This window comes from Mesorhizobium sp. Root695 (assembly GCF_001428185.1).
GTDB lineage: Bacteria > Pseudomonadota > Alphaproteobacteria > Rhizobiales > Rhizobiaceae > Mesorhizobium.
The window spans coordinates 82073-106770 of the sequence record NZ_LMHO01000009.1 but is presented as its reverse complement, the minus strand read 5'-3'; the positions used below and the strand labels follow the sequence as shown (position 1 = coordinate 106770).

At 59.1% G+C, this 24698-nt stretch carries 17 protein-coding genes and 1 pseudogene; 12 read left to right on the top strand and 6 right to left on the bottom strand.

Going from position 1 to position 24698, the window contains the following annotated elements; translation table 11 throughout:
* Positions 1-14: 14 nt before the first annotated feature.
* Positions 15-2411, bottom strand: a complete 2397-nt coding sequence (locus ASD99_RS10980; protein ID WP_057143616.1) for an FdhF/YdeP family oxidoreductase — start codon at positions 2409-2411, stop codon at positions 15-17.
* Between the two features lie 416 nt (positions 2412-2827).
* Here ASD99_RS10980 and ASD99_RS10975 point away from each other — a divergent pair, with 416 nt between their 5' ends.
* From ASD99_RS10975 to ASD99_RS10965, 3 genes and pseudogenes are all read left to right on the top strand, one after another.
* On the top strand, positions 2828-3136 hold the full coding sequence (locus tag ASD99_RS10975) for a hypothetical protein (protein ID WP_057143614.1): 309 nt from the start codon (positions 2828-2830) through the stop codon (positions 3134-3136).
* Between the two features lie 13 nt (positions 3137-3149).
* Positions 3150-3617 carry a DUF6894 family protein gene (locus ASD99_RS10970; RefSeq protein WP_057143612.1) on the top strand — a complete coding sequence of 156 codons (468 nt, stop codon included), beginning with the start codon at positions 3150-3152 and terminating at the stop codon, positions 3615-3617.
* Between the two features lie 35 nt (positions 3618-3652).
* A pseudogene (locus tag ASD99_RS10965) lies at positions 3653-5766 on the top strand (catalase).
* 162 nt (positions 5767-5928) lie between these two features.
* Here the strand turns inward: ASD99_RS10965 and ASD99_RS10960 are convergent.
* The gene (locus tag ASD99_RS10960) at positions 5929-6963 is read right to left on the bottom strand and encodes a PAS domain-containing protein (protein ID WP_057143718.1); all 1035 of its coding nucleotides are present in this window, start codon (positions 6961-6963) and stop codon (positions 5929-5931) included.
* A gap of 237 nt (positions 6964-7200) precedes the next feature.
* Positions 7201-7620 carry a hypothetical protein gene (locus tag ASD99_RS35265; protein ID WP_320410765.1) on the bottom strand — a complete coding sequence of 140 codons (420 nt, stop codon included), beginning with the start codon at positions 7618-7620 and terminating at the stop codon, positions 7201-7203.
* Here ASD99_RS35265 and ASD99_RS10950 point away from each other — a divergent pair.
* Positions 7511-8062: an isochorismatase family cysteine hydrolase gene (locus ASD99_RS10950; RefSeq protein ID WP_320410764.1), complete on the top strand. Its 552-nt coding sequence runs from the start codon at positions 7511-7513 to the stop codon at positions 8060-8062. The two genes, ASD99_RS35265 and ASD99_RS10950, sit on opposite strands and share 110 nt — an antisense overlap.
* Positions 8063-8122: 60 nt before the next feature.
* Here ASD99_RS10950 and ASD99_RS10945 read toward each other — a convergent pair whose 3' ends face one another.
* Positions 8123-8653 (bottom strand): ferritin-like domain-containing protein, encoded by a 531-nt coding sequence (locus ASD99_RS10945; protein ID WP_057143607.1) that lies wholly within the window; start codon positions 8651-8653, stop codon positions 8123-8125.
* Positions 8654-9316: 663 nt separating this feature from the next.
* Positions 9317-12658, bottom strand: coding sequence for a DEAD/DEAH box helicase (locus ASD99_RS10935; RefSeq protein WP_082583230.1), 3342 nt, complete (start codon positions 12656-12658; stop codon positions 9317-9319).
* Between the two features lie 349 nt (positions 12659-13007).
* Between ASD99_RS10935 and ASD99_RS10930 the strand changes: the two genes are divergently transcribed.
* From ASD99_RS10930 to ASD99_RS10915, 4 genes are read left to right on the top strand one after another with little or no spacing between them, the layout of a single operon-like run.
* Positions 13008-13406, top strand: a complete 399-nt coding sequence (locus ASD99_RS10930; protein WP_200950985.1) for a hypothetical protein — start codon at positions 13008-13010, stop codon at positions 13404-13406.
* Complete coding sequence (locus ASD99_RS10925; protein ID WP_057143600.1) at positions 13403-14623, top strand: NRAMP family divalent metal transporter; 1221 nt, start codon at positions 13403-13405, stop codon at positions 14621-14623. Before ASD99_RS10930 ends, ASD99_RS10925 begins: the two co-directional genes overlap by 4 nt.
* The gene (locus ASD99_RS10920; RefSeq protein ID WP_057143598.1) at positions 14623-14982 is read left to right on the top strand and encodes a hypothetical protein; all 360 of its coding nucleotides are present in this window, start codon (positions 14623-14625) and stop codon (positions 14980-14982) included. The genes ASD99_RS10925 and ASD99_RS10920 overlap by 1 nt, the downstream gene beginning before the upstream one ends.
* A gap of 2 nt (positions 14983-14984) precedes the next feature.
* Positions 14985-15317, top strand: a complete 333-nt coding sequence (locus tag ASD99_RS10915; protein ID WP_057143596.1) for a hypothetical protein — start codon at positions 14985-14987, stop codon at positions 15315-15317.
* A 73-nt stretch (positions 15318-15390) separates the two neighbouring features.
* Here ASD99_RS10915 and ASD99_RS10910 read toward each other — a convergent pair whose 3' ends face one another.
* On the bottom strand, positions 15391-16251 hold the full coding sequence (locus ASD99_RS10910; protein WP_057143594.1) for an alpha/beta fold hydrolase: 861 nt from the start codon (positions 16249-16251) through the stop codon (positions 15391-15393).
* A 308-nt stretch (positions 16252-16559) separates the two neighbouring features.
* Here ASD99_RS10910 and ASD99_RS10905 point away from each other — a divergent pair, with 308 nt between their 5' ends.
* From ASD99_RS10905 to ASD99_RS10890, 4 genes are all read left to right on the top strand, one after another.
* The gene (locus ASD99_RS10905) at positions 16560-18590 is read left to right on the top strand and encodes a sensor histidine kinase (protein WP_057143592.1); all 2031 of its coding nucleotides are present in this window, start codon (positions 16560-16562) and stop codon (positions 18588-18590) included.
* Positions 18591-18757: 167 nt separating this feature from the next.
* On the top strand, positions 18758-20299 hold the full coding sequence (locus ASD99_RS10900; RefSeq protein WP_244497693.1) for an alpha,alpha-trehalose-phosphate synthase (UDP-forming): 1542 nt from the start codon (positions 18758-18760) through the stop codon (positions 20297-20299).
* A 276-nt stretch (positions 20300-20575) separates the two neighbouring features.
* The gene (gene ligD, locus ASD99_RS10895; RefSeq protein WP_057143590.1) at positions 20576-23245 is read left to right on the top strand and encodes a DNA ligase D; all 2670 of its coding nucleotides are present in this window, start codon (positions 20576-20578) and stop codon (positions 23243-23245) included.
* Positions 23242-24261: an ATP-dependent DNA ligase gene (locus ASD99_RS10890; RefSeq protein WP_057143589.1), complete on the top strand. Its 1020-nt coding sequence runs from the start codon at positions 23242-23244 to the stop codon at positions 24259-24261. The genes ligD and ASD99_RS10890 overlap by 4 nt, the downstream gene beginning before the upstream one ends.
* Positions 24262-24698: the final 437 nt, after the last annotated feature.

The following is a 24698-nucleotide window of genomic DNA, read 5'->3' as shown; positions in this document are numbered from 1 at the left end:
CGCCTACAAGGGACTCAACCATCCTGGGACAGGGTTGATCGGCTCAAACGCACTGGCAAAAGTTTGTACGAAGGGGTCTTGGACTTTGGATCGTGATGCGCCAAGGGAAACAGCGGATTTGTCTCAGGATAGTAAGCCGCACAACAGCCCTTGGGAATGTTGTACCGGACGATCCTGAGGCCACCGACGCTGCGAACGCTGTTGCCATCGATTGCTGTCGTCATGTCGACGATGTCACCGTCGACGAAGCCCAGGCGAGCGATGTCTTGTGCATTCATGAATACAATCCGGCGCGTGCCTTCAACGCCACGGAAGCGGTCACTGTAGCCGTAGATGGTTGTGTTGAACTGGTCGTTGGAGCGCAGCGTAGCGAGATGCAAAACATCTGCTCTGTCGGCGGTTGAAAAGTCGGGGAAAAGCTTGTCCGGCGTGATAAAGTTCGCCTTCCCCGTTTTCGTCACCCATTTGCGCTCGCGCGCCGGCAGCGGTCTCGCGAATCCGCCGGGCTTGAAAAGCCGTCCATTGAAATCCTTGAAAGTCTCGGGGTAGGTCCGCTCAATAGCATTGCGGATCTCGGCGTAGTCGCCAACCCAGGCGTCCCATGGAACCTTGTTTTGCCCAAGCGTAGCCTTGGCAATGCCGGCAATAATGGCTGGTTCGGAGAGAAGTTCAGAGCTCGCCGGTTTGGTCTTGCCCCGCGAGCCATGGAAATGAGCGATCGAGCTTTCCATGGACACCGCTTGCGGCCCACTCGCCTGCTGGTCGAGTTCGATGCGGCCAAGGCACGGCAGCAGATATGCGACCTCTCCATGCAGGACATGGCTGCGGTTGAGTTTGGTGGCTATCTGAACGCTCAAACGAAGTTTGCGCCATCCCTCTTCCATGGCGGCGGTGTCTGGCACCGCTCTGAGGAAATTGCCGCCAAGGCTGATAAACGCACGGGACTGACCCGTCATAATCGCTTCGCACGTTTCCACCGTCGAGCGACCGGTCCATTGCGGCGGCTCAAAGCCATAGAGCTCGGAAAGTTTGTCGAGGGGCGCCAGGCCTGGCTTCTCCGTAATCCCGACGGTGCGCTGGCCCTGCACGTTGGAGTGACCGCGAACCGCGCAAATATTTGCCCCGGGCTTGCCGATGTTGCCGCGCAGCAGCGCGAGGTTGCAGACCATGTGAACGTTCTCGACGCCCATGAGCTGTTGTGTCAGGCCCATGCCGTAGACCATCATGACTGCGTTTGAGTTGGCATAGGTGGCGGCGGCCTTCTTCATTTCGGCGCGTGTCAGCCCCGATACACGCTCAAGCTCGTCCCATTGGTGGGCGCGCGCAGCTGCTGCGAATTCCTCGAAGCCGGTCGTGTGTTCCTTGATGAAGTCGTGATCGAGAACGTGCTTCTTGGCAGCGGATGCCATCGATGCCGCAAAGGCAATCATGGCTGCGTTGTCCGGATCTTTTGGCGTCGCATCGCGTCCGGCGACAGGGTTTTGACCGGAGGCCTTCAGAGCGTCGTCTGCTTCGATGAGAGCCTTGCAGACGCCGAACAACGCTGCGATATCGCCGCCGTTGTTGACCTGATAATATTCCGACGAAATCGGTGTCTCTTTCCCGGTCAGCATCTGGACGGGTGATTGTGGATTGACGAAGCGCTCCAGCCCGCGCTCCCGCAGCAGGTTGAAAGTAACGATCTTCACGCCTCGGTTGACTGCGTCCTGCAGATCATGAAGCAGGCGTGGCGAGGATGTCCCGACATTCTGGCCAATGTAGAATATACAGTCCGTGTTCTCGAAATCGGACAAAATGGCGGTGCCGACCGATGCGCCGATGCTCTCGGGAAGCGCAACGGAGGAGCTTTCATGGCACATGTTCGAGCTGTCGGGCATGTTGTTGGAGCCGTACATCCGCGCGAACAGCTGGTACATGTAGCTCGCCTCGAGTGACGCCCGCCCGGATGTGTAAAGATCGGTCTGATGCGGGTCCAGAGCGCGCAACTCCCTGCCGATCTCTTCGAATGCAGCGGGCCATTCAACCGGCACATATTTGTCGCTGGCAGCGTCCCAGCGCATGGGGTGCGTCAGCCGACCCTCCTCTTCGAGATCGTGATCCGACCATCGCTCAAGTTCGCTCAGCGTGTGCTTGTCAAAGAACGCCGGGCCTGCACGTCGCGACGTGGTTTCCCAAGCTGTCGCCTTGGCGCCGTTCTCACAGAATTCGAGCGGATGCGGCTGCGCCGGCTTTGCCCAGGCGCAGCTCACGCACATATAGCCTTCGGGCTTGTTCTGCGTCGACAGCAATCGGCTCCCTTTCAAGGGAACATGTTCTTTTAGGAGAACACCAGCCACGGATTTAGCTGAGCCCCACCCACCCGCGGGCCCTTTATACGGCTTGATAGTGGCTGTTCTCGTGTTCGACGTCATTTCCTGCCTCGATTGCCAAAGCGAGATTTCAGTTGCTCTCGCTCTCATTTGCCGTGGACGCCCAAGCAACGCCACCTGGCCCACGGCGTCTTCCCTTCGCCGGCACGGATGACTTGCCGGCCGCGACATGCTCGACAATGCGAAAGGCAGGCCAATCGACGTTTCCCGGCAATATGAAACTTGGGATCTGCCTGACGGTTCCACGCATGGACCGACTTCATTTTCCTCAACTTTTGCCACCGATTCCTGACGTCGGAGAAGCGTTGCGTCGGCCGCTTCGGGATTGCATGGCGGCTCTGGAACCTCGTCTCGTGTGGAAAGTTGTCCAACGTCCCGAAGGAGATTCCCCGCTGGCGCGTCCAGCTTGCAGACCCGTTGGTCCGCCGACCATCGGAAGCGTGTGATGGAGAAAATCGATGAACGTCGCCAACCTACAGCTGGAGGGGCTGCTGATGGCGGTCGCAGCGGTCAACAATGCCCTGGTGCGGAAGGCACTCCTCTCGATCGATGATATCGATAGGGCCTTGAAAACCGCGGAAGCGTCGTTCACCGGCGACGAGCGCCTGTTCGAGGACATGTCACCGGCAAATCGCGATGCCGTCTGCTTCCCTTTGCGACTTCTGCAACTCGCGAACACGAGCCAGTTCGAGGCCGGCGTGCCGCCGTTTTCAGAGTTGGCCAAGCAGGTCGGGATCACCAAACAGCCTTACAACGACCAGATGTGAAGGGAGCATAGGTATGGAGGTTTTGGAAATCGTCGTTGCCAACAACGTGGTGGAATTCCGCGGCGAGGGTGGTGACAATATACTCGTCACTGTCGCGCAACCGGCGGTTTTATCCCCTGAAGAGCTGATCGAAAAATCCAAAATCATGCTTTTGCATGCCGCCAAATTTGGTGTCGACGAAGAGAATTCTGGCGAACAGCGGATAGCCGATGCGGGCGATGAGTATCGGCTTGAGTATCATGACAATGGGGAGATCCGTGACGTGAGTGGCGTGGTCTTTCCCGATCTGGACGCGGTGCGCGACGAATGCAGGCGCTCGGCGGAGGATTTGTGGAAAGACGCCCTGTCTCGGGGTGAAGCACCGGTGGGCTGGGCCGTCAGGGCGCGTGACCGTCGCGGTGACATCGTCGCCACGGTCGATTTTTCCGACTTGCAACGCGCCGCCGCCGAGCTGGATCAACGACCTCAGTCCGAAATTTGAGCCCGTCATTCTCAAGCATTTCAAAGGAGAGGACTATGCCGCGTGAGCCAGCAGTCGAAGCCAACGCATCGTCCGCCACCGTCCACGACTTGACCTTGGTCAGAGGCCAGGGAGGAGAATTGCATCAAGTTGCGGAGGGCGAGACTGACGTCCTGACAACAGCCCAGGGCGGGCCGGTCTCAGATGACCAGAACACGCTCAAGATCGGCGCACGTGGTCCCACGCTGATCGAGGATTTTCATTTCCGCGAGAAGATTTTCCACTTTGACCATGAGCGCATTCCTGAGAGGGTAGTGCATGCGCGTGGCTATGGCGCCCACGGCTTTTTCGAAACCTACGAGTCGCTCGCAAAATATACGCGCGCCGACATCTTCCAGCGAGCTGGAGAAAAAACGCCGGCATTCGTGCGGTTCTCGACGGTGGCCGGCAGCAAGGGGTCATTCGACCTTGCCCGCGACGTCCGGGGATTTGCCGTGAAGCTTTATACCAAAGAGGGCAACTGGGATATCGTGGGAAACAATATCCCGGTGTTCTTCATTCAGGACGCGATCAAGTTTCCCATGTAATCCATTCGGTCAAGCCGGAGCCTGACCGTGACTTCCCGCAAGCGCAGTCCGCGCACGACACGTTCTGGGACTTTATCAGCCTGACGCCGGAATCGATGCACATGATCATGTGGGTGATGTCGGATCGCGCCATCCCGCGCTCTTTCCGCTTCATGCAAGGGTTCGGCGTACACACCTTCCGGCTCGTCAATGAGGCCGATGAATCGACCTTCGTGAAATTCATCTGGAAGCCCAAGCTTGGCATGCAATCAGTCGTGTGGAACGAAGCGGTCAAGATCAATGGCGCCGATCCCGACTTTCATCGCAGGGACCTCTGGAATGCCATCCAATCAGGCGATTTCCCCGAATGGGAGTTATGCCTGCAATTGTTCGACCAGGAGTTTGCCGACAATTTCGACTTCGACATCCTTGATCCGACCAAGATGATTCCGGAGGAGATCCTGCCGCCGATACCTGTCGGGCGTCTTGTTCTCGACCGGATGCCGGACAATTTCTTTGCCGAGACCGAACAGGTCGCGTTCATGACCCAGAATGTTCCGCCTGGTATCGACTTCAGCAACGATCCGCTGCTGCAGGGCCGCAACTTCTCCTACCTCGACACACAGCTGAAACGCCTGGGCAGCCCCAATTTCACGCATCTGCCGATCAACGCGCCGAAATGCCCATTCCATCATTTCCAGCAGGACGGCCATATGGCGATGCGCAATCCGGTTGGACGAGCCAACTACCAGCCGAATTCATTCGGCGTCGGCCCGCGCGAATCCCCTGACCGTGGGTTCCGTTCCTTCGCTGACGGGGAGGATGGCCAGAAGGTCCGGCTGCGGCCCGAAAGTTTCGCCGACCACTACAGCCAGGCCGCTCAGTTCTTCAACAGCCAGACCCCACCCGAGCAACGCCACATCGCTCAGGCCTTGACCTTTGAACTGAGCAAGGTTGAAACCCCAGCCATCCGCGAGCGGATGATCGCGCACTTGCTGAACATCGATGAGGGACTGGCTGTCACGGTCGCCGACAAGCTTGGCATCACCGAGATGCCGAAGCCGGCCGACGCCGCTGTATCGCCGCGCACGGATCTCGAGCCCTCGCCAGCGCTGAGCATCATTGCCAATGGCCCGGAGAGCTTTGCTGGCCGCAAGGTTGGCGTCCTGATCGGCACCGGCACGGACGCCGGTCTCTTCAAAGCCTTGCAGGCTGCCATTGAGAATGAGGGGGCCGCCATGGAAGTTATCGCGGCAAAGGTCGGCGGCGCGGTGGCCAGCGATGGCACCAAGATTGTGGCTAAGCATATGATCGATGGCGGCCCATCGGTATTGTTTGACGCGGTCGCCATCCTGCTCACCGAAGAGAGTGCCAATCTGCTGGCCGGCGAAGCAGCGGCTCGCGATTTCGTGGCGGATGCCTTTTCCCATTGCAAGTTCATCGGCTTCACGCCCGGCGCCGTGCCGCTTCTGGCCAAAGCGGGCGTCGAGCCCGGGGCTGACGAGGGAATGCTGCCGCTGGCTGACAAGGCGAGTGCCACGGATTTCATTCAAAGTTGCAGGGGTCTGCGGCTGTGGGCGCGGGAAGCCGCAGTCAAGCTGTGAGGCCGCGTCTTCAGGCTTGCAAAAGAGGGGCCCGCAAAGTGGGCCCTTCATTTTGCTGAATTTCTGACAGAGCACAGCTCCGAATGGTGTGCACATCGTGTCGGCGCTGACCGACGCAGCTTTTGCCGCTACGACTGCCCGCTCATGTGCGATGAACGGTTGCTACGTTTCGTTGGTGACGTTAGGCACTTCGACGACGATTCGAACGCCGCGATCTAACCATTCGCGCTCGGTAGATCCTTGAAGCTGCCGCCGTATCGTAGCTTCGGCGATCACGGTGCCAAAGCCTGCCTTTCGGATGCCCGCAGGCGGCGGGCCTCCCGTTTCTTCCCAAACGAGCGCGAGCCCTTTGGTTTGCGGGATTTCGTTCCAACTGATTGCAACCTGGCCGGTGTCGTGCGAGAGCGAGCCATGCGACGCCGCGTTTACGGCGAGCTCATGAATGAACAACGCAAGCGGTTGGACCGCATGAGCTGCAAGCATGATCTCTGGGCCGCTCAAAACTGCCCGTGACGCCCCGTAGGGCTCTATCTGAGTGCGAATGGCCTCCCGTAGCGGAATCTGATGCCAGCCGCGCCGGGAAAGCAAGGTGTGGGCTCGGGCCAGAGATTGCACACGCTGCTGTACGGAGGCCGCATACAAGGCAGCGTCGTCCGATCGAGTAAGCCGAACGATGCTGTCGACAAGCGCAAGCACATTGTTGGCGCGATGGTCTACCTCTAGAAGAAGCCGGTGCTCGGAGTCTTCCAGAGACTGGATCCTGCGATAGTCTGTGCGGTCGATTTGAGAGCCGAAGTGATACACAACACGGCCGCTGTCATCGTGAATTGGGCTGAAATGGAGCTGGTTCCAGAAGGCAGATCCATCCTTGCGGTAGTTGAGGAGTTCGACACTGGCCTCGCGCTCCTCTCTTATCGCGGCTCGTATTTCGGAAACGGCGATTTTGGATGTTGCCGGACCCTGCAGGAACCGGCAGTTTTTGCCGAGAACCTCTCCTGCATCGTATCCTGTTAATTTCAGGAAAGCTTCGTTTGCCAGGACTATAGGGTAATCTTGCTGTGTGGCATCGGTGACCACCATCGGCATGCGTGTCCGCTGAAACGCTGTGGCCGCCAACTCCTTGCGGTCTGGCAGCGCATCCGCCGTCACCGCGGCCGGCTGATCACCGTGAATATGGGACAGGTCTTTTTCGTCCATTAAGGCTTCCTTGGTACCGACTAAAACCTTGAACGTGAGAGGCGTAAAAGCGTTGCCGATCGTTGGCGAATTCGCTGCGGACGCCAATCTGGTCGCGACAATCGTTGACGAAGTTGACGCCCTTCTGCCCGAGCGGTGGAACAAGGATCGGGGCCGCAAATTAACAGCAATCGAAATCCCGGCGGGTGCCACAAGGGCACCGCCGGTCGCGGTTGATCTGGGTGGAGGATCAAGATGTCACACGAGGTAGAGGAGCGCCGCCTCAAAATGCTTATCGAGCAGTACGTCGAGGTGCGGAAGAAGCGGCACGATGTTGTGTCGGTGAGGCAGGCAGCAGCGGCTGTCCTGACTGTCATGAAAGCCTGTCCGGTTTCCAGAAGCGAGCTCGACGACATGATCGCCGCAAGCGCCGTGGCTCATGGCCTGGGTGTTGCGTTCGATGCGCAGCAATCCCCGCCACAATTTTCGATCTCGCGCTGACATGGCCGCTGACCCTACGCTGCGCGAGGAACCCATTGGCAGCAACGCAGTGCACATCTGCGTCGACATGCAGGCGATGTTCCGCGAACCGTCGCAATGGTCGTTGCCATGGATGGACCGCGTGCTTCCCAGGATCGTAGATCTTTGCAGCACACAGCCGTCGAGATTGGTCTTCACGCGGTTTATACCGGCTAGGCGGCCCGGCGCCGGGCAGGGGACTTGGAAACGCTACTATGAACGATGGGCAGACATGACGCTTGAGCGCCTTGGCCCGGGAAAGGTGGACTTGGTCCCGGAACTTCGAGCGTTTACGCCGCCGGCGCCAGTTGTAGACAAGCCGGTGTATTCGCCTTGGCTTGGCTCGAACCTTCGCACTCTACTGGCGCAGCGGCGCTGCGACACCGTAATCGTCACCGGCGGCGAAACAGATATGTGCGTGCTTTCGACGGTGTTGGGCGCGGCAGACTATGGCTTGCGTACCATCGTGGTCCAGGATGCGGTCTGCAGCGCCTCGGATGAGGCCCATGATGCCATGATCGGGCTGTTCAGCAATCGCTACGGCCAGCATATCGAGACCGCGACCACTAAGCAGCTAGTAAACTGTTGGATTGGTGGGTGACCGACCCTAACGGTAAGGGCCACGACGATGTCGCCGTGGCCCTTTTTTAAGTGCGTGAGATCAAGCCGCTTTTTGCTGCTCGGCCGCCCTGTCGTTCACGCCGGACTCACCGAGTGAGGTCAGGGCATCGTCGGTGGCCTTCTCCTCTTCGAGTGTGGCGTTGAGGAGTTCGACGATGTCATCCTTGCCCAGCGATGTCGCCCAGGCGATCAGCGTGCCATAGCGCGCGATCTCATAGTGTTCGACCGCCTGCGCGGCGGCGACAAGGCCTGCGTCGATCGAGGTCGAACCCTTGTATTCCTCCAGGATTTCGGATCCTTCCTCGATGATGCCGTCGATCGCAGGGCAGGTCTTGCCGCGCGCAGCGATGCCAAGGATATCAAACACCTGCTCAAGTCGCTCGACCTGGCCCTCCGTCTCGACAAGATGTTTCTCGAAAGCGGCGGACACCTGGGCGTCCTCTGCGCCCTTGGCCATCTTCGGCAGGGCTTTGAGAATTTTCTTTTCGGCGTAGTAAATGTCCTTGAGGCCGTCGAGGAACAGATCCTCGAGGCCCTTGGTGCCGGCACTGGCTTTCTTGGTGGCTGCCATCTGACAATCTCCTTTGGTTGAAATCACCCCTTCGGGTGCTAATCCAACTCGGATGGTCGCACCGGGTTCCTCCGGAAATCAGGTGAGATCAATTTTCTTTTTAGCCTCGAGAACCCCTCCAAAAGCGACGCGAAACGTGACCGACTTTTGTGCTCGGCGCATCTGCTCGATGCTATCGTTTGAACTCCTGTTTGCTGCTGGGCGTTTCAACGGATGACCGCCTTGATGCACGACGAAGGGCGACATACGGGGGCTTCACCGACGCTGCAGGGGAACGAACTGCTTCGGCGCGGGTTACGCATCGTTCTTGTGTCGGGGAGGCCGACTGGCAAGCCGAGCGAATCCGAGACATCAATGAAACAATTCACCAGGCCATGGGAGAACAAGGTGACTGATTTTGTGGTGACCACGATTGATGGGAGGCAATTTCGTGCCAGCAGCGAGAATGCCCGGTTGTCGAGCCTCGTAGACCAGTGCAGCACGAAAGGCTATTGCGAACTGGCTGTCAGGCCGCGAGAGCTCGAGCATTCCCGCCGGGAGACAAACACGGTATTTTTCAAGCACGGGATCATATCGATCAGTGAAGGAAGCCAAGTTCAGTCGGATTTGCCAGCGGACCAGCCAGTGTCGCGCTAGACCTGCCCAGCCAGTGTTGAGCTTCGATCACGCCGGATGGGCTGGTTCCAAAGCGTCTAGCACCAGTTCATGAACAGCGGCCAACCGCTCCGGCCCGGGCTGGGTGGCGATCTTAAAGATGAGCCGCCCGTCACGGCGAACGCAGTCCGTGCGCTGGGCCAAGCGGCTGTAGGATTTGGAACCGGGCGTCGTAAATTCGAAGGCTATGGCAACGGGGCCAGCGCCGATCTTGGAGATGCCGGCCTTCACCGCCGCAACCTTGAGGCGTGCGAAATCGAGTAGCATGGCCGTCTCAGGTGGCGGCTTTCCAAACCGATCTTCAAGCTCCTCGGCAAAAGCATCGATTTCAGCGAGGGTCTCAAAGCGTTGCAGACGCGAGTAGAGATTGAGGCGCACCACAGCCTCGGGAACATAGTCGAACGGAAGAGTGCCCGAGAATTGCAGTTCGATCTCGGTTTCAAGGGTCGAGGTGTCATCATTACCCCGCACCTTATCGACCGCCCGCGCCAACAGCCGCTGATAGAGGCTCAACCCGATCAACTTCATGTGGCCGGCTTGCTGCTCTCCAACCAGATCGCCCGCGCCGCGCAGGTCGAGATCGCGGGCACTGATGGCAAGCCCTGAACCGAGCCGGTCGAAAGCGAGCAGTGTCGAGAGCCGCGAGCGCGTTTGCGGCGCGATGTCCTTCCCAGCCTCGGTTAACAAGTATGCCAAACCTTGCACCCGCCCCCTACCGACACGGCCGCGCAACTGGTGCAGTTGAGCCATCCCGAACCGGTCCGCTCGAAACACGACGATGGTGTTGGCGCGTGGCACATCCAGGCCATTCTCGATGATGTTTGTCGACAGAAGGATGTCGCCATCCCCGTTGGCGAAATTCACGATAGCGTCGTCCATCTCGGCGGCGTTCATGTCGCCATGGGCCACTAGCACGGATAATTCGGGCAGCAATTTGCGCAGTTCAGCAAGCGTGGGCTCGATGTCCTCAATGCGTGGGACCACGCAGAAACTTTGGCCAGCCCGTCGATGCTCGCGGATCAGTGCTGTCTTGACCGACGCTCTATCGAATGGGGCAAGTTCTGTGCGCACCGGACGCCGCCTTGCCGGTGGCGTAGAAAGCAGGCTGGCTTCCTGCACACCAACCATGGCTGCCGCAAGCGTACGCGGTATGGGAGTGGCACTCATCGACAGAACGTGCAGCTTCTGGCCGAGGCCGCGAAGCGTTTGCTTGAGTTTGACGCCGAAGCGGTGCTCCTCGTCGATAACGAGCAGACCGAGGTCGGCAAAGCTGACGTCCTTGGCCGCGATTGCCTGCGTCCCAACGACGACTCGAAGCGATCCGTTGGCGAGCCCTGCCTTGACCTTTCTTGACTCGCCCTCGCTGACGACGCGCGAAAGAAGGGCCACACTCACCTCGGTGCCCTCAAACCTGCGGGAAAATGTTTCGTAGTGCTGGCGCGCCAACACCGTAGTCGGTGCGACGACCGCGACTTGACAGCCATTCAACGCGACAACGGCGGCAGCGCGCAAGGCCACTTCAGTCTTGCCGAAACCAACATCGCCGCAAATCAACCTGTTCATCGCCTTGCCAGATGACAGGTCGTCGATGACTGCGGCAATCGCCTCGGCCTGATCGGCGGTCTCCGGATAGGGGAACCTTCCGGCGAAACGAGCATAAGGAATACGCGGTGGTTTCAACGCTCGGGCACCAGTTCTGTCACGCTCGGCAGCCAGTCTGACAAGCTGTTCCGCCGCCTCAGCAATCTCCATGTCGAGCTGTGCCCGGCGCTTGGCCCAGCCATCCCCTTTCAACCTGTCGAGTGTCACTGCCTCTTCATCGGCCCCGTAACGCCAGATGCGGCCGAATTCCTCTACGGGCGCCAGAAGCGTGGCTCCTCCATTATATTCAAGCCGTACGGTATCGGTGACCAGTCCCTCGACCTCGACGGTCTCAAGGTCTCGCAGAACGGCGATGCCGCGATCTTCATGCAAAACGACGTCGCCGATTCGCAACTCTGGCTCCTGAGAGAGCGAGGGGGCTCCATGATTTCCCGGGTTTAAACGTGTACCGAAGACGTCGGCGGCCGATACGACCGCAAGAGCGGCCCTGTCATCGACAAAGCCGTCATCGATATCGACATTGAGGCTGACCAAGGTTGCGGGCTCGGCGCCCAGTGCCGATGCCCAGCTTTCGGCGTGGCCGACATCAAGCGTCAGATGACGCTGCAGCGTCTTGACCATTCGATCGAGGTCCACCGCAGGGCCGGCGAGGGCGACGCGCCGGCCACCTTGGATCTGTTCGGCAATAAAGTTCCCCATGGCCTTTGACGGGTTGACCTCAACGATAAAATCGGGCGTTGGCGACAAGCCCTGCAAATCGATCTTCATCCGACGTTTCGCCAGGTGCTTATCAAGGGTCGGGCGATCCAGGTAGAAGCGCTCCGAGGTCGGCTTGCGGCCTTGCTGCCTGTCGCGCATCCGGCGGGCGTCATTGATCAACGCGATCGCGGCGTCGAAGCGTTCGTCCACAGCCGGCTCCATTGCGATACGGGCGTGCGACAAGAGTTCGAAAATGGTGTTGAGCTTGTACCCGGCCCCGACCATCTGCATTTCCATGCATTGTGCTTCCGTAGGTCCAGCCGGCGCTGAGCTGCATTCCAGCAACTCCGTCGAAGGCGCGAGCATGATGTTCTCGAAACTCTCATCTGTGCGTTGCGACACAGGGTTGTATGAACGAATGCTGTCTACGGCTCCACGTTCGATTAGAATGCGATAGGGATGTGGCGCTCCTGATGGAAACACCTCGATGCCCTGACCAAGCAAGGCGAATTCCCCAGGCTCGTCGACCCGATCGTCCATCAGGTAGCCATAAGTCTGCAGGCGATCGCAAAATGCCTCAACATCAACGCGGTCGCCGGTGGCCAGGGATGTGAAGGCCTTCGCAATGGCATCGGCAGGAGGAAAGCGCTGCAGCGCCGCCTCGGGTGACATGACGACCAGGCGAGCGCGACTGTTGGCTGCCTTGGCCAAAGCGAGAAGCGCGGTTGCGCGTCGTCCCATGCTTTCACGCGATGGCTGGATACGGTCGTACGGCAGGCAGTCCCACGGCGGCAATAAAATCACCTGCGTTTCCGGCATAAACTGCTTGAAAGAAATTGAGACTTCTTCGGCCTGGTTCTCGCTCCGTGCGATGAAAATCATGTCATCCGCGTCGCTATCCCGTACGGCCTGGACCAGCCGCGCGGCAATCGCCGAAGCTGGTATACGACGCGATCTTGTTGCGTGTGCTTCGCTCGGAACACCCGATTCTGAAAGCGTGCTCGACCCAACCACGTCGATCGGCGGTTTTAAGTTTTTTTGTCGTTTCATGAAATATCGGTCCGAGGTTGCCCGCTTCTAACGAGCTTGCGCACGGTGTGTTCCAAAGGCGGCGGGCGCGCTTCAAGAAGGCGTGTAGCCCGAATGCGGCGGCCAGAGGACAGCGTGCGAGTGGCTGTTCTTCGACCGTTCGCCGAGTGACCCCTCGGCGGCAGGACGTGCAGGATGCAGTCGGGCCTCCGGATACGGTCGTTAGCAAAGCCCGCAATGAAATCGCGGCGAACGTGACGATCACAAGCAGGGAGGGTAGTTCCTGAGCCGAACGCTTGCGGAACCTTTTCGACCGCAATGCTTTACGCATCCGATGTCACGCAGCGTCGTAACGTTCGCCAATACCATCATGTCGCGTCTGCTGGCGGCTTTGTTGCTCGCCGGCGTAGCTGCCTGTTCTTCGTCCGATGCTGAAGACAAGCAGGCGCAGAACGCCAAGTCCACCGCCAGTTCAGCGATCATGGTCATCGACAGTTGGACCGCCGGCGCCGCACCTTCCCACTATGCGGGAGCCACGTTGCGGTCTTTGGCCGAAGCGTTAGCTGACTACGATCGGCAACTACAAACGGCGGACGGTTCGGACTCCTCCAGGCGACTGGCGCGACAACTCACAGCCGCTGCCGAGCGGGCCGAAAATGCCGTCACGAGCGGGGACAGAGCACAAGCGGGGCAAGCCGGTCAGGAGCTTCGAACTGTCATTGCCAAGTTCGTTGTGGCAGGTCCCGCCGATCAAGCGACAAATCCATGAAAAAATTGCTTGAAATCTCGCTCGGCGTGGTGACCAGCGTTGGCGGATTCCTTGAGGTCGGATCGTTGGCGACAGCAGCCCAGGCCGGTGCATTGTTCCACTTTCAGCTGGTCTGGGCGATTCTCCTTGGGACTATCTGCATTATTTTCCTAGTGGAGATGGCCGGCCGTTTCGCAGCCGTCAGCAAGCACACGATAGCCGACGGCATTCGCGAGCGCTTCGGCTTCAATGCGTTCCTTTGGCCTCTGGTCAGTACATTGCTGGTCAATTTCCTGGTGCTGTCTGCTGAAATCGGCGGTGTCTCCGTTGCTGCTGAACTCGCCACCGGGATCGGCTTCCAATGGTGGGCGCTGCCGGTAGCTTTCATTGCGTGGCTCTTGCTGTGGAAAGGCACTTTCGGCCTGATTGAGAAAGGCGTTTCGCTGTTGGGGCTGGTAACGCTCTGCTTCGTCGTAGCAGCGGTCATCCTCAAGCCTGACTGGACGCGGGTCGCCGTCAGTTCGGTGCCCTCCTTGCCGCATCACGACACCGCTACCTACTGGTTCATGGCTGTCAGCATTCTGGGTGCTTCCATCTCGCCATATCTGTTCATGTTCTATTCCGCGGGTGCGATCGAGGACAAGTGGGACAAGAGTTATCTCGGCATCAATCGCGCCATTGCCGGGCTCGGCATGAGTTTCGGCGGCACCATCTCCATAGCCGTGCTTATCATCTCGGCGCTGGTGCTTGGAGCGAACGGCATCACCCAGGTCGACGATTACCACCAATTGCCATTGATGCTGACTCCGGTGTTCGGTTTCTGGGGCTTTGTGCTGTTCGTTGCATCGCTTGGCATCGCCTGCTTCGGCGCCACGGTCGAGATCGCCCTGCAGCAGGCATACCTCGTTGCGCAGGGGTTCGGGTGGAATTGGGGCGAGGACCGCAAGCCTCGCGAGGATCCAGGCTTCACCATGGTCTATACCGTCACGATCTTCGCGGCCGCCATTCCGATTGCGCTCGGCCTTGATCCGCTGAAGCTTACCATCTTTTCAATGGCCCTTACGGCCGCAAGCCTGCCTCTGGCGGTGGTGCCATTTCTCTTCTTGCTCAATGACCGGTCTTATATGGGCGAACATCGCAACGGCGTGATCTCCAACGCGGCAGTGCTCTTAGTTATCGCGCTTGGCTTCATCCTCGCGGTTGTCACCATTCCTCTGCAAATATTTGGAGGCAGTTGATGCACATGATACGCGACGTTTTGGACAAGCAGGTTGTCGACCGCAATCAGGTCAAGATCGGCAAGGTGGACGGGATAGTAGCCCAGTTGAGACAAGGTAAGCCCCCAAGGGTCATCGCCGTCGAGATCGGCTCGATTGCGCTGGCGCGCCGCTTGGGACCGCTCCCTGGACGCTGGATGGTCATTCTGGCCGCCAAGCTGGGGGGCGAACGCCATGCCAAGCCTCATCGGGTGGCATGGAGCAAGGTTCGCGACATCGGCATCGACATCGAGTTCGATGTCGATGTGCGCAAGACTGCGATTTTTGACTGGCAGGACTGGTTGCGCGACCACGTCGTCGGAAGGATTCCGGGAGCTTGACGATGGCAACCGCAAATCTCGACCGACTGGTTGGCAGGCGCGTATTGTCAAAAGAGGGTCAGTGCATAGGCCATCTGGAAGAGATCGTCGCCGAGGCAGATGGCGATGAACTTGTCGTCACTGAGTACCATGTCGGTATTTTCGCTGTGTTCGAGCGTCTGTCCGCCTCGTCAATCGGCACGGCCCTGCTCGACCTCGTTCGGCTGCGCCATCGCAAAGGGATCTATCGGATTCCGTGGGACAAGCTTGACATTTCCGACCCCGCGCGGCCGGTCCTTCGCTGCTCTGAGCACGAGCTCGCAACGATGCAATCCAGCGTGCGGGTCGAACGCTGAGGTCCGGTCGCCGGGTCAGTCGACCTTCAGACGATCAGGTAACTGGCACGCAACGACGATCGATCAACTGGTATCATTTTTGAAGAAAGGCCTTGAATGCTGCTGCGAGAACGACTGGATTTTCTTCGGCGACATGGTGCCCACTCGTTATCCCAAAGCCTCCCACGTCGTCGGCCCAGTGCTTCCATATTGCGACCGGATCGCCATAGATCTGCTCCAAGTCATCGTCGAGCGACCAGAGGCAAAGCATCGGACAGCGCACCTTCCGGCCTGCATCTCGATCATCACGGTCGTGGCGATGGTCGATCCTGACACCTGCGCGGTAGTCTTCGATCATCCCATGGACGACAGCAGGATCGTGGATGAAGGAAACCAACTCGTCATAGGCCTCACGTCCCATCTCATCTGGCCGCAAGGCGCTGTACCATGCCAATGGGTCTGCCAGGATGGCCCGTTCTGGCTTCTCGGGTTGAGCGAAGAAGAACCAGTGGTACCAATCGCGGGCAAATTTCCAGTCGGCACGCTCCAGATGCTCGATGACTGGCAATCCATCCACGGCAATCAGTTTTCGCACCAGGTCGGGATGGTCCATCGCCATTCTGAAAGCGACCAGGCTGCCACGATCATGCCCGGCGACGAAGAAAGTGTGGTGGCCCAATCTTTCCATCATCTCAACCAGCGCCGAAGCCTTTGCTCGCTTGGACGATAACCTGCTCTCGGGGTCATCGGCCGGTATGTAGGAGCGCCCGAACCCCGGAAGATCCGGGCACACAATTCTGAAATCTGCTGACAGCAAGTCCGCAACCCGGCCCCACGTCATATGCGAGCGGGGATGGCCATGGATCAGAAGCAGCGGCGGGCCAGATCCGCCGTGCCGAAGCCGTATCGGTCCTCCCTCGGTATCAATCATTTCAAGCGCGAAGTTGTCGAACATGTACCATCTACCTACAGGTCAACCATGAGCTTATAGAACCTTCTCACCTAGGAACGGTTCACGGCGGGATCGCCATTTCTCCGTGCCCCAGTCGGAATAATCCCGGGACGTGACGGGCTCCCCGTCAGATAGATTTGTCCTTGCCATCAACACTTGATGGAGCGAAAAGTTTGCAAGCCGTGGCAAGCCGCCGGTGGGTAGTCAAAGCAAACCAAACCTCGGGGTATCGCTGGCGCTCTCATGCGTGCGCGCTGTCCCTTGTTGTTTGTTTTCTTGTCTCTATGGTTAGCCCATTTCCGGAGGGTGGCATGCCTCGTCGATCGGCTCGGGCTCATTTGCTTGGTCTTATCGCGGTGGCCGTTTTGCCAGTCTGGCTGTTTGCTGCCTACCTCCTTGTAGAATATGCGCTTCATGAACAAAGCCGCTTTGAACAGGATGCCTTGCAGACGGCACGACAGGTCTCCTTGGTGGTCGAGGCCGAACTCCTCAATTTACAGACGATCCTCGATGGGTTGTCAAAATCGGGGTCTCTCGCAAAGGGGGATCTGAAAGCGTTTGAGGATGAAGCGCGTCGGCTTGCGCAGGGCACCGATAAGATCATCGCATTGCGCGACCTCGATGGCCGCCAACTTGCAAACACGCAGATTGCACAGGGAGAGCCATTGCCGCCCGTCGACCCTGTGACGACCGACGAGCGCGAAAAGCTGAAATCGGGCGGCATCTCGGTCAGCAATGTGTTCGCGGCCAAAGACACCACGGACTATCGGGCGGCGGTCGAGAGACGCGTGTCCGGACCGAACGGTGAAGAGTGGCTGCTTTCGGTATCCGTGCCGACTGCCCGCATTCGCGATGTCATGTTGCCCGCCGTGCCGCAAGGCTGGACTGTGGGCATTGGCGATCGCCACGGCAGTTACGTCGCACGGTCGAAGCAACACGAGGAGATGACGGGAAAGCCTGGGTTGCCGGAGTACGTCGAAAAAATCGTCAGGCCTCATGGCAGTTTCACGGCCCGCAATTTCGAAGGGACAACGCTGCTGGCAGGTTACTACCGTTCTCCGTACTCTGGATGGTTTTACACCGCCAATGTGCCGCTCTCAGAAGTCCAGGCGCCGCTTTGGCGTTCGCTCGCAGCGATTGGTGGAATTGGCGCGGCGGCGCTGCTCATCTCCCTTGCCCTCGCTTACATCGTTGGAGAAAAGCTGACCCAAGCCACGATTGATCTTGCTGGCCGCGCAGAGTCGCTTGGTAATGGCCGCGAAGTTCGGCCAATGTCCACCTCGGTGGCCGAGTTCGCCACGATCGCCCAGGCGATGGTCAATGCAGAGCACGCTATTACGGAACGCACGCGAGAGCTGCAGACCGTGCTTGAGACGGTGCCGGCAGCCGTATGGTTTACTTATGACCCTCAAGCTCGCCAAGTTATCCGAAATCGCTTCGCGGCCGAGTTGATGGGTCTACCGACAGTAACGTCCAAGTCATTCGGCGAACCCGATCTCGTTATTGACACGGTGGCCGTCAAGGACGGGCAGCGTGTCGCTCGCGAAGATCGTCCTTTGAGCCGGGCGATGCGCGGCGAGACGATCGACAACCAGGAATTTGCATACATTCTGCCGTCGGGTGTTCACCGTTACCTGCTCTCCAGCGCACGTCCGATCCGCGATCCGAGCGGATCCATCATTGGTGCCGTGCAAATCAGTTTGGATATCTCGGAGCGTAAGCGTGGCGAAGAGCAACGTCAGCTGCTGCTCAACGAACTCAATCACCGGGTGAAGAACACGCTGGCGGTTGTCCAGTCGATCGCCACCCAGACAATCCGCAACGCCGCGGATCTGCCGGAGGCAGGACGCAACCTGTCCAGCCGGCTCGTCTCGCTGGCGAAGGCTCACGATGCTCTGACACGCCAAAATTGGAGCGGCGCGGACCTCGGCGATCTGATCGCCAACTCGATCACCGCGCACGCACCGCTCGACCGTTTTCGGATCAGCGGCGAGGATGTCTGGCTTCCGCCAGCCGTAGCGCTTTCATTTGCTTTGGCACTTCATGAGCTCACGACCAACGCCATCAAGTACGGGGCGCTCTCGAACGGGGCCGGGACAATTTCAATCGCCTGGACGATTACCGGCGAGGAGGATGGGCGTAAACTCAAGCTGGAATGGCGTGAGTCAGGAGGGCCTCCGGTCATACCTGCAACGCGCAAGGGCTTTGGAACGCAATTGCTGACGCGCGTTTTCGACAATGAGCAATCTGGCGGAGTTGTCTTGCGATACGAGCCATCCGGCCTGCTTTGCGTTTTCCATGTGAGCCTCTCCAGGCAGACAATTGCGGGGGCAACGACCTAAGAGTTCATCTCAATGTGAGACACTACGCCGAGTGGGATTGCGGACGCTGGCTCCGGCCCAACTCCCTGGCGCGCGCAGGTCTTTCGTCGTTGCGTGCGCATTTCTGGCATGGCCGGCGCGAGGCCGAAAATTTGCGTGGCACAGCAAGACAATCTACGGCGAATTTCGTGGAACAATCGGATGCCCAGACCGTTGCCAAGCGGTCTTCAAGCTCAGGATTTGCCTTGTTTCAGCGACCCAACGAAAGTCTCGCTACCTCGCAAAGGTCTGGCGATGCCACTCATGGCCAGGGCGGATTGGCCGAGCCCAGGCAAATCGCCAACGTTGCGCGCCGACTGGTTGTCATCTCGAATAGGTTGGGTAACATTCGCGATCTGTCGCAAGCCGGCGGGCTGGCGGTTGGTGTCGCGGATGCGTTGGCCGAGCGTGGTGGCTTATGGCTCGGAGCAAGCGACGAACATCAGGACTCTGTCGCGAGCGACCAACCGCTGATCCGCCTCGAACGCTTAGGTAGGATCGAGACGGCTGCGCTCATCCTGCCGCGCGAGGAGTATTCGCTATATTACAACGGCTACGCAAACAGTACGCTATGGCCGCTGTTCCATTATCGGCTAGACCTGGTGAACCACCGGGCAGAGTTTCTAGACGCCTACCGGCAGATCAATGCGCGGTTTGCGAAAGCGCTCGCGGGACTGTTGTCGGGCAACGACGACCTAATCTGGATACACGACTACCATCTTATCCCCTTGGCCGCCGAGTTGCGGCGGCTCGGAATCCGCAATCGGATCGGCTTTTTCCTGCACATTCCGTTCCCGCCGCCTGACCTGTTTGCAGCCACACCCGACCATGAAGAGCTCATCGGCGATCTGCTTCAGTATGACGTTGTGGGTTTCCAGACCGAAACGGACGTGGCGAATTTTCGGCGTTCGGTGCAGGCCACCAATTCCACGACCTTTGATACCAACGGCGCAGCTGAGGCAAATGGCCGGACAGTGTTGTCGAAGTGCTTCCCAATAGGCATCGACGTCGATTCATTCTCTCGCATGGCCAACGACGCGGCCGAGGATGTCCAGATTGATTCCATGCGCCGTCAGATTCTGGGACTGAAACAAATCATCGGCGTCGACCGGCTGGACTACTCCAAAGGTCTGCCCGGCCGCATGCAGGCTTTCGCTCGCCTGCTGGAAAGGCACCCTGAACAAGAGCGGGCGGCAACTTATTTGCAGATTGCGTCGCCCACGCGCGAGGAGGTCAGCGCCTATGCTGACATCCGGTCACAGCTAGAGGCAACTGCTGGCGCGGTGAACGGGAAGTACGCCGATCTGGCCTGGACCCCGATCCGCTACATCCACCGGGCCGTAGCGCGCTCGCGGCTAGCTGGTCTGTTGCGCGCTAGCCAGGTCGGCTTGGTCACGCCTTTGCGTGACGGGATGAACCTTGTGGCAAAGGAATACATAGCCGCCCAGGATCCAGCCGATCCCGGAGTGCTTGTATTGTCTCGTTTTGCAGGTGCGGCGGAAGAGCTTGCGGAGTCCCTGATCGTGAATCCTTATGCGGTTGACGAGGTTGCCGATGCCATCGCAAAAGCACTCGTGATGCCACTTGATGAACGAATTGCTAGGCACGGCGCACTGCTCAAGCGCATCAGGCGCAATGACGCAGCAGAATGGCGGCGATCATTTCTCGCCGCGCTCGCGGGCGAGGGGTAGTGTGCGTTTGCACTAATCCTGCAAGCGGCCTGACTACACCGAGTTTACAAAGGGAAGCAGCTGTGTGGCGGCGAGCAGGCCGCTTTCATGCGGAATTACCAAGTTCGGCGGCGCGATGCAGGCCGGTGCGCGAAAATATCCGGCGCCGCCGTTTCCGAAGCAGGTGGCGCCAGAGTTCCTACCGAAACACTGCAAAACCGGACTGGAACGCCGCGGACAGAACCAAATGTCGCCAAAGGCGTTGAGTCGCGTTGCGTCATCAGCCGGGGCATTTCCATGACAAAGGGCGAGCTATCTACCTATCGGACCAAACGCGATTTCACCAAAACGAAAGAACCCAACGGCGAGCGTTTGATCGCGAAATCAAACCGGCTACGGTTTGTAATCCAGAAACACGCAGCCACACGGCTCCACTACGACCTTCGCCTTGAGCTCGACGGTGTCTTCAAGTCCTGGGCCGTCACCAAAGGTCCGTCGCTCGATCCTCAGGATAAACGCCTTGCGGTCGAGGTTGAGGACCATCCGCTGGACTACGGCGACTTCGAAGGCACGATCCCTAAAGGGCAATATGGTGGCGGCACCGTCCAGCTGTGGGACCGTGGATATTGGGAGCCAGAAGGCGCTATGTCTCCTGAACAAGCCTTGGAGAAAGGCGATCTGAAATTCACGCTCGACGGCAAACGCGTGCATGGAAGTTTCGTTCTCGTGCGCATGAAGCACGACCGCAATGGCGGAAAGCGAACCAACTGGCTTTTGATCAAGCACCGCGACAAATACGCGACTGATGGCAATGGCGACGCAGTGCTGACGCAGGACCGGTCCGTCGCCTCGGGCCGGAGCATGGAAAAGATTGCTGCCGGGAAGGGGGCCGGCCCGAAGCCGTTCATGATGCAAGGCTCATCGGTGCCCGATGCGGACGCCGTGTGGGACAGCAATCGCGGCCTCGCCGCTGAGGAACGCGCAAAGTCGTCAAAGGTATCGCCAAAGCCGTCGCCGAAAGCATCGCCACGTCCGAAACGCGCCGTTCGTGCTGATGCGGTCAAGATGCCCGACTTCATCGCACCACAGCTTTGCGCGACGCTCTCCCGGCCGCCTGTAGGAACAAACTGGGTTCACGAAATCAAGTTCGATGGCTATCGCGTCCAGCTGCGGGTCGAAGATGGCGTCGCCACGCTGAAGACCAGAAAAGGCCTGGACTGGACGGAGAAGTTCGGCGCCATTGCAAAAGAGGCGGAGAGCTTTCCCAACGCTATCGTGGATGGTGAGATCGTGGCGCTCGGCGAAAATGGCGCACCGGATTTCGCCGCGCTGCAAGCCGCGTTGTCGGAGCGCCGGACGAAGGATTTGATCTTCTTTGCATTTGATTTGCTGTTTGCGGACGGTGTCGATCTGCGAAAGCTGCCGCTCTCGGAACGCAAGGTAAGGCTAAGCGAGATGATCGGCGAGGTTGAGCGCGGTGAGGAGAACCTCATCCGCTATGTCGAGCACTTCACCAATGGCGGTGACGCTGTGCTGCAGTCCGCCTGCCGACTTGAACTCGAAGGCATTATCTCAAAAAAGGCTGATGCACCCTACGTCTCGGGCAGAACCGACACCTGGGCCAAATCGAAGTGCCGCGCTGGACATGAGGTTGTTATCGGCGGCTGGTCGACGACCAACGGAAAATTCCGCTCATTGCTGGTCGGCGTCAACAGGGGCGAACATTTCGCCTATGTCGGCCGTGTCGGGACTGGATACAGCGAGGCAAAGGTCAAGCAGCTGCTGCCGCGGCTGAAGGAGATGAAGACAGCGAAGTCGCCGTTTACAGGCGATGGCGCACCGAAAAAGGATTCAACCGTCTTTTGGACGAAGCCGCAACTGGTCGCGGAAATCGAGTTCGCCGGCTGGACCGGCGGCGGCAATGTCAGGCAGGCGGCCTTCAAGGGCCTTCGCGAAGACAAGCCAGCAAAGGAGGTAGAGGCGGAGCGTCCCGCCAATCCACAAGAGACGCAGATTGCCGAACCTGCCAGAGGGTCCGGCCGGACCGGAAAAACCCCAATCGTCATGGGCGTCATTATCTCGAAACCTGACAAGCCGCTTTGGCCGAATGCCGGTGATGGCGGGAAGCCAGTCACCAAGCTCGACCTCGCGGAATACTTTGAGGCCGTTGGCCCTTGGATGATCAAGCATCTCAAGGGCCGCCCCTGTTCACTCGTGCGCGCGCCGGACGGTTACGCCGGCGAGCAGTTCTTCCAGCGCCACGCCATGCCTGGCACGTCCAATCTACTGGAATTGGTGAAAGTCTTCGGCGACCACAAGCCGTATCTGCAGATCGACCGCGTCGAGGGCCTGGCTGCGATCGCCCAGATCGGCGGCCTGGAACTGCACCCCTGGAATTGCCACCCCGCTCATCCCGAGGTTCCCGGCAGGCTGGTTTTCGACCTGGATCCCGGTCCGGAGGTTTCCTTTGGCGAAGTTGTCGCGGCCGCCAAGGAGATGCGCGACCGTCTCGAAGATTTGGGGCTGGTCAGCTTTTGCAAGACCACGGGCGGCAAGGGCCTGCACGTTGTGACGCCGCTGGCCGGCCAGCGCAGCAAAACGAACTGGCCCGAGGCCAAGGCCTTCGCGAAGGCGGTGTGCGTGCAAATGGCGGCGGACCGTCCGGATCTCTACCTCGTCAACATGGCCAAGAAGTTGCGGACGTCCCGGATCTTTCTCGACTACCTCCGCAATGATCGCATGGCGACGGCCGTTGCACCCCTGTCACCGCGTGCCAGAGAAGGTGCAACTGTTTCCATGCCACTGACCTGGAGCCAGGTGAAGGCGGATCTCGACCCGAAAAAATACACAGTCCGCACCGTGCCGGGGTTGCTGAAGAAGACGGTTGCCTGGGCCGACTACGACGATGGCGAAAGGTCAATCGCGAGCGCGATCAAACGGCTCGGTTCAGCAAAGCTAGCGGCATGACATCGAAACATGCAAAACCGTCTTTCGCCGTCCCATTGGACACGGAACCGATGGAGGCAAAGGCCGCCGCCACGTTGCCTGACAGCGCTGGCCAATGGCAGTACGAACCCAAATGGGACGGCTTCCGCTGCCTTGCCTTCAAAGCTGGCGATGAGGTCGACCTGAGGGCAAAGTCTGGCAAGCCGCTCGGCAGATACTTTCCGGAAGTCGTCTCGATGCTGCGTGTTCTGAGGGCCACTGATTTCGTGGTCGACGGTGAGATCGTCATCGAGGTGAATGGCGCGCTCTCTTTCGATGCGCTGCAGATGCGATTGCATCCAGCGGAAAGCAGGGTTCGAAAGCTGTCTGTCGAAACCCCCGCCAGATTGATCTTGTTTGATATGCTGGCTAGGGCGGACTTCAACGTGATGGACCAGCCGCTGTCCGAAAGGCGCCAAGCTCTGGAACTGTTCGTAGAATCGGCTGGTCATGCCGATATCGAACTGTCTCCTTGTACTCGGGATTTGGCGACAGCAACGAAGTGGCTTGGCGCATCCGGTCATGGTTCGACGGACGGCGTTGTCGCCAAGCTTGTCGACGACGAATATCGGCCCGGCGAACGCGCCATGATCAAGGTCAAACGGTTGCGCACAGCCGATTGTGTAGTCGGCGGCTTCCGCTATCTGGCCAGCGCGCGCGAGGTAGGTTCACTACTGCTGGGCCTCTACAATAACCTGGGCAAGCTCGACCATGTGGGGTTCACGTCGACAATCGCGCGGGAGGATCGACCGCAACTGACCCGACAACTTGAAGCTTTGCGGTCGCCTCCTGGTTTTACCGGCAAGGCTCCGGGCGGCCCAAGCCGCTGGAGCACCGAGAGGAGTGGGGAGTGGGAACCGGTTCACCCCGAATTGGTGGTCGAAGTTCGCTTCGATCACGTCACGAATGATCGCTTCCGGCACGGTACCAAATTTCTGCGATGGCGCCCCGACAAGAATCCCAAGCAGTGCACCTTCGAACAGATGCTGAAAACATAAAATCGGCACGCGGTCTGTAGCGCGCGCGTCGCGCTTAAACCTTAGCCCTATGCGCTCGACTGCCCAGTGTTCGCTTCTTGACCTCCTTTCGTAGTTAGGCTGGGCCTCTGGCGTGATTCCCGCAACGACCCACTGGCTCCGGCGGCGGCGCTAATCGATCAGCGCGTCAATCCGCCTGGAACTATCCATTCCTGAATCCGCCGAGCCAAATTCCGCTACAGAGATTCGGTCGGCGTCACCGAAAGTTCTCATACCCGCTTGGTGTTTTCGGTGAGTGCTGAGGTTGCACCGCCTGCTGCTGACCGGATTTAGACAGCGGGAGCTCTCCCCCGTTGATGGTCCGAAAAACCTCGCTGGCAGGCTGCTCAACCATTGGGTTAGGTGGCATCGGTGTCGATTGCGTCATTGTGGAGTCCTCCGGTTACTGCGCTGCAGGT

Excerpts from the sequence above, each read along its gene's own strand:
- ASD99_RS10905 (WP_057143592.1), top strand. The coding sequence starts at position 16,560 with ATGCCTCGTCGATCGGCTCGGGCTCATTTGCTTGGTCTTATCGCGGTG.
- ASD99_RS10935 (WP_082583230.1), bottom strand. The coding sequence starts at position 12,658 with ATGAAACGACAAAAAAACTTAAAACCGCCGATCGACGTGGTTGGGTCG.
- ASD99_RS10930 (WP_200950985.1), top strand. The coding sequence starts at position 13,008 with ATGTCGCGTCTGCTGGCGGCTTTGTTGCTCGCCGGCGTAGCTGCCTGT.
- ASD99_RS10920 (WP_057143598.1), top strand. The coding sequence starts at position 14,623 with ATGCACATGATACGCGACGTTTTGGACAAGCAGGTTGTCGACCGCAAT.
- ASD99_RS10950 (WP_320410764.1), top strand. The coding sequence starts at position 7,511 with ATGCAGGCGATGTTCCGCGAACCGTCGCAATGGTCGTTGCCATGGATG.
- ligD (WP_057143590.1), top strand. The coding sequence starts at position 20,576 with ATGACAAAGGGCGAGCTATCTACCTATCGGACCAAACGCGATTTCACC.
- ASD99_RS10945 (WP_057143607.1), bottom strand. The coding sequence starts at position 8,653 with ATGGCAGCCACCAAGAAAGCCAGTGCCGGCACCAAGGGCCTCGAGGAT.
- ASD99_RS10915 (WP_057143596.1), top strand. The coding sequence starts at position 14,985 with ATGGCAACCGCAAATCTCGACCGACTGGTTGGCAGGCGCGTATTGTCA.
- ASD99_RS10970 (WP_057143612.1), top strand. The coding sequence starts at position 3,150 with ATGGAGGTTTTGGAAATCGTCGTTGCCAACAACGTGGTGGAATTCCGC.
- ASD99_RS10975 (WP_057143614.1), top strand. The coding sequence starts at position 2,828 with ATGAACGTCGCCAACCTACAGCTGGAGGGGCTGCTGATGGCGGTCGCA.
- ASD99_RS10960 (WP_057143718.1), bottom strand. The coding sequence starts at position 6,963 with ATGGACGAAAAAGACCTGTCCCATATTCACGGTGATCAGCCGGCCGCG.
- ASD99_RS10910 (WP_057143594.1), bottom strand. The coding sequence starts at position 16,251 with ATGTTCGACAACTTCGCGCTTGAAATGATTGATACCGAGGGAGGACCG.
- ASD99_RS10980 (WP_057143616.1), bottom strand. The coding sequence starts at position 2,411 with ATGACGTCGAACACGAGAACAGCCACTATCAAGCCGTATAAAGGGCCC.
- ASD99_RS10890 (WP_057143589.1), top strand. The coding sequence starts at position 23,242 with ATGACATCGAAACATGCAAAACCGTCTTTCGCCGTCCCATTGGACACG.
- ASD99_RS10925 (WP_057143600.1), top strand. The coding sequence starts at position 13,403 with ATGAAAAAATTGCTTGAAATCTCGCTCGGCGTGGTGACCAGCGTTGGC.